The following is a 3,336-nucleotide window of genomic DNA, read 5'->3' on the forward strand; positions in this document are numbered from 1 at the left end:
AGCCACTCAAACCCCGACTTCTGCATCCACTCGGGGGCGCGCACGGTCGCTCCCGCCAGAAAGTCAAAGGTCCCCCCAACCCCGATGCACACGGGCACGTTGAGCCGATCCCGGTGCATGTGGATCCATTTTTCTTGCTTGGGGTTCCCAAAAGCAACCAGCAGAATATCGGGCTGCGCCGCCTCAATCTCGGCGAGTATTTTCTCGTTGTCCATCGTCACGATATGCGAGGGAGCTGGGGAGCTGCATCCGACAATCTGCAGGCCGGGATTCTCTTGCTCCATTCGAATCTTCGCCTTCTGGGCGTTCTCCGGCTTGCCGCCCAGCATGAAGATCTTGTAGCCTTTTTGCGCGGCACGCTGCGCCAGCATCGGCACGAGATCCGCACCCGTGACACGCTCTTTCAAAGGCGCATCGAGCCACTTTGAGGCAAGCACAATCGGCATTCCATCGGGCACCACTAGATCAACCGTCCAGAGAATCGCCTTGAGCTCCGGGTCGTCAAGCCCCTGAATCAAGAAATCTGTGTTTGCTGTCGCCACTTGATGAAATCGCCGCGATGCCACAAACTCATCAAGGCGCTCCATGACCTGCTCTGTATTGAGATCATCTATAGGGATTCCCAGAATAGCAACCGTATTTCGCATAGTTTCAGAAAGAGTATCGGAATTTCAAGACAACATCTGTACCAAGCTGTGGCAGAGTGCTTGAATCACTCTTGCTCTAGTGCTACACTGCCCTACGATGCAAGAGATACGGTATGAGACGAAAAATATTCTCGGATGGACGGTGAAAATCAGCACCGTGCTACGCCAGCAAGATGCCGCCGCGCTGGACTGGGCGCTGGTGCTGCTGACCGCACAGCTCAAGGCGATCTGTAAGCTCGTCGCGGCCAAACCACTTGTGGAGCTGAAACGCGTGACACTCTGGCTCTCGCCGGAGTACCCGAAAACACCGCCCCGTGCCGAGTACCATCCGGGTGCCGGGTGGCTGCGCGAGAATGGCCGCAACCCGGAGATGGTCCAGGGTGTCGAGATCACCGATGTTAAAAACTTCGATGCCGAGACGCGCCGTATGCCACTCTTTGTGCTTCATGAGCTGGCCCACGCCTACCACGACCGGGTTCTAGGCAACGACGAGCCGCGCCTTCTTACGGCCTACAAAAACGCAATCGCCAGCGGCAAGTACGACAGAGTGGAGCGCCAGGACTCCGAGGGCCGCAAGCGCTTTGACCGCGCCTACGCTCTTACCAATGTGCAGGAGTACTTCGCCGAGGGAACGGAGGCGTTCTTTGGGGCCAATGATTTTTTTCCCTTTAACACCGCTCAGCTCAAAGCCCACGACTCGGAGCTGTACATGCTGCTAGAGAAACTCTGGGGCGCTCCTCCTCCCCGCTAATCTCAGTGCGAATAGCCAGGTGGGTTCGGGTTTTTCTGCTATACTGTGGCTATGAACAGTGGATTATTTGGAGGATGGGTCGCACTGGTTGCCATGCCTTTTGTGCTCCTGATTTTCAAACGCACGATGCCTCTACCGAAAGGCTACCGCGACGCCGGGCCGTCTTTAGAGGAACTAAAAGAGCACTTAGGCAAGCGGGGGAGTGCCGCCGAGGGAAAAGGGGCAGCTATTGGCGCGGCGGTGGGCGTTGCGCTCTGCGGCGTAATTGGACTGATGGCTCTGGCGCACTACCAACGCTTCGCCAACGAGCCGCTTGCTGTGGCGGGGCAGAAGCTATCCTGGGCGATACCGATGCTCTTCACGGTAATGGCGGGCGGGCTTGCCGGGACGTTCTACGGGCTGAGACGTTTTCTCGGGGAAGATTACGAGAGCTATGTTCGACTAAGTCGGTTGAAGGCGAACTACTGTGTGGATACGATCAACCGCTATCTTGTCGGGCTGATTTGTGGCATTGTTTTCTTGCTCTGTGTGCACTTTTTTGACAACTACACGGTGTTTAGCAAAGACACCATCACCCTCAACCCCTTCTTCTCTCTCGGCGTGACAACCCATAGCTACAGCGAGGTCGAGAGCATTAAAGTGACGGAGAGCCTTCAAGCCCCCAACGGCAATATCGTCCCTCGCCACATCTGCGAGATTCGCTTCACCGGCGGCGATGTCTGGAACTCAGACTTTGGTCCCAGCTTCGAGGAAGATGACACACGGCTCAGCGAGATCGAGCAAATGGTCTCCCAGAAAAGCCACAAACGAATCGAAGCCGTGGAACGCATGAGCCGGTAAAATGGGAGTATGAACCCCAACTTCAAGCTCAAGGCGCGTGCCGAAGATGTCGCGGCGGCGTGGGGCTACCTTTCTGGAGCTTCCGCAGAGCACGGGGCCACTGGCGTGGGTTCCGGCACTTCAGGCGCGCCTCACGGATCTGCTGACCCTCACCGACCTGACCAGCGAGCAAGCGCGGCGTGAGGTGCTGATCGGCCCGGTGCTCACTGAGGCGGCACTGCACCTGCGGGCGCGGCTTGAGATTGAGTACCCTATCGAAGTGGCGGACAATCTCAAAGGGACACTAGACTATCTGCTGCAAACCACACACCATCTTCTCGTGATCGAGGCCAAGCACGCTGACCCGACGCGGGGCTTTATGCAACTTGTCGCCGAGCTAATCGCGCTAGATAAATGGACAGACCTGCCCGACGCGACACTCTATGGAGCGATCCCGTTGGGAAGCTCTTGGCAATTTGCCTGTCTCCAGCGTGAGAAAAAGTGCCTGATTCAAGATGTGAACTCCTACGCCCTTCCCCGTGATCTGGAGACAATCGCCCAAACAATTATTGGGGTATTACAAGCCTAAAAAATGAAAAATCCAAATATCTGCCTGATCTTCATGGACGACATGATGCACCGCTTGCTCCTAGACAAAGAAGTGGAGACGCCCAACTTAGACAAATTGGTGGCACGCGGAACGACGTTCACCCATGCGCACAATCAGGGCGCGTGGTCGGGCGCGGTCTGCATTCCGAGCCGCGCAATGCTGATTACGGGCCTCTCGCTGTGGCACGCACGTGAGCGTATCGAGAAAACGACGCTGCTGGGCGAGTGGCTGGGGAGCCACGGCTACCAGACGCACTTTGTGGGCAAGTGGCACAACTCCGACGCGGCCCTCAAGCGCAGCTACCAGACCCTCGGCCCCCACGCGGGCGGCTTCTATCCCTCGACGGATGAAAAAGGCGATGCGTATCTGCGCCCCGCGCCCGGCAATACCTGGCGCGCCGACGACACCACACGCAAGGGGCACTGGCTGGAAGTAAATGGCAAGATTATCCACAGCAGCGAGCACTGGGCCAACGGAGCGCTGGAGTTCCTTAAAAGAATGGCCCCCCC

The 3,336-nt window shown here is 57.3% G+C and carries 5 protein-coding genes; 4 read left to right on the forward strand and 1 reads right to left on the reverse strand.

The genetic code is table 11. From position 1 onward, the window contains the following. Positions 1–647 (reverse strand): WecB/TagA/CpsF family glycosyltransferase (locus ACH2EH_RS19255; RefSeq protein WP_395144201.1); only part of this gene is annotated, 647 nt, incomplete at its 3' end. Positions 648–744: 97 nt separating this feature from the next. Here ACH2EH_RS19255 and ACH2EH_RS19260 point away from each other — a divergent pair. The 4 genes from ACH2EH_RS19260 to ACH2EH_RS19275 form a co-directional block, all read left to right on the forward strand. Further along, complete coding sequence (locus ACH2EH_RS19260; protein WP_395144203.1) at positions 745–1,398, forward strand: hypothetical protein; 654 nt, start codon at positions 745–747, stop codon at positions 1,396–1,398. A gap of 51 nt (positions 1,399–1,449) precedes the next feature. Beyond that, positions 1,450–2,238 (forward strand): hypothetical protein, encoded by a 789-nt coding sequence (locus tag ACH2EH_RS19265; RefSeq protein WP_395144204.1) that lies wholly within the window; start codon positions 1,450–1,452, stop codon positions 2,236–2,238. A 37-nt stretch (positions 2,239–2,275) separates the two neighbouring features. Beyond that, complete coding sequence (locus ACH2EH_RS19270) at positions 2,276–2,806, forward strand: hypothetical protein (RefSeq protein ID WP_395144205.1); 531 nt, start codon at positions 2,276–2,278, stop codon at positions 2,804–2,806. A gap of 3 nt (positions 2,807–2,809) precedes the next feature. Continuing rightward, positions 2,810–3,336: sulfatase-like hydrolase/transferase (locus ACH2EH_RS19275; RefSeq protein WP_395144207.1), on the forward strand; the 527-nt coding region annotated here is incomplete at its 3' end.

Origin of the sequence: Armatimonas sp. (assembly GCF_043760365.1) — a bacterium.
GTDB lineage: Bacteria > Armatimonadota > Armatimonadia > Armatimonadales > Armatimonadaceae > Armatimonas.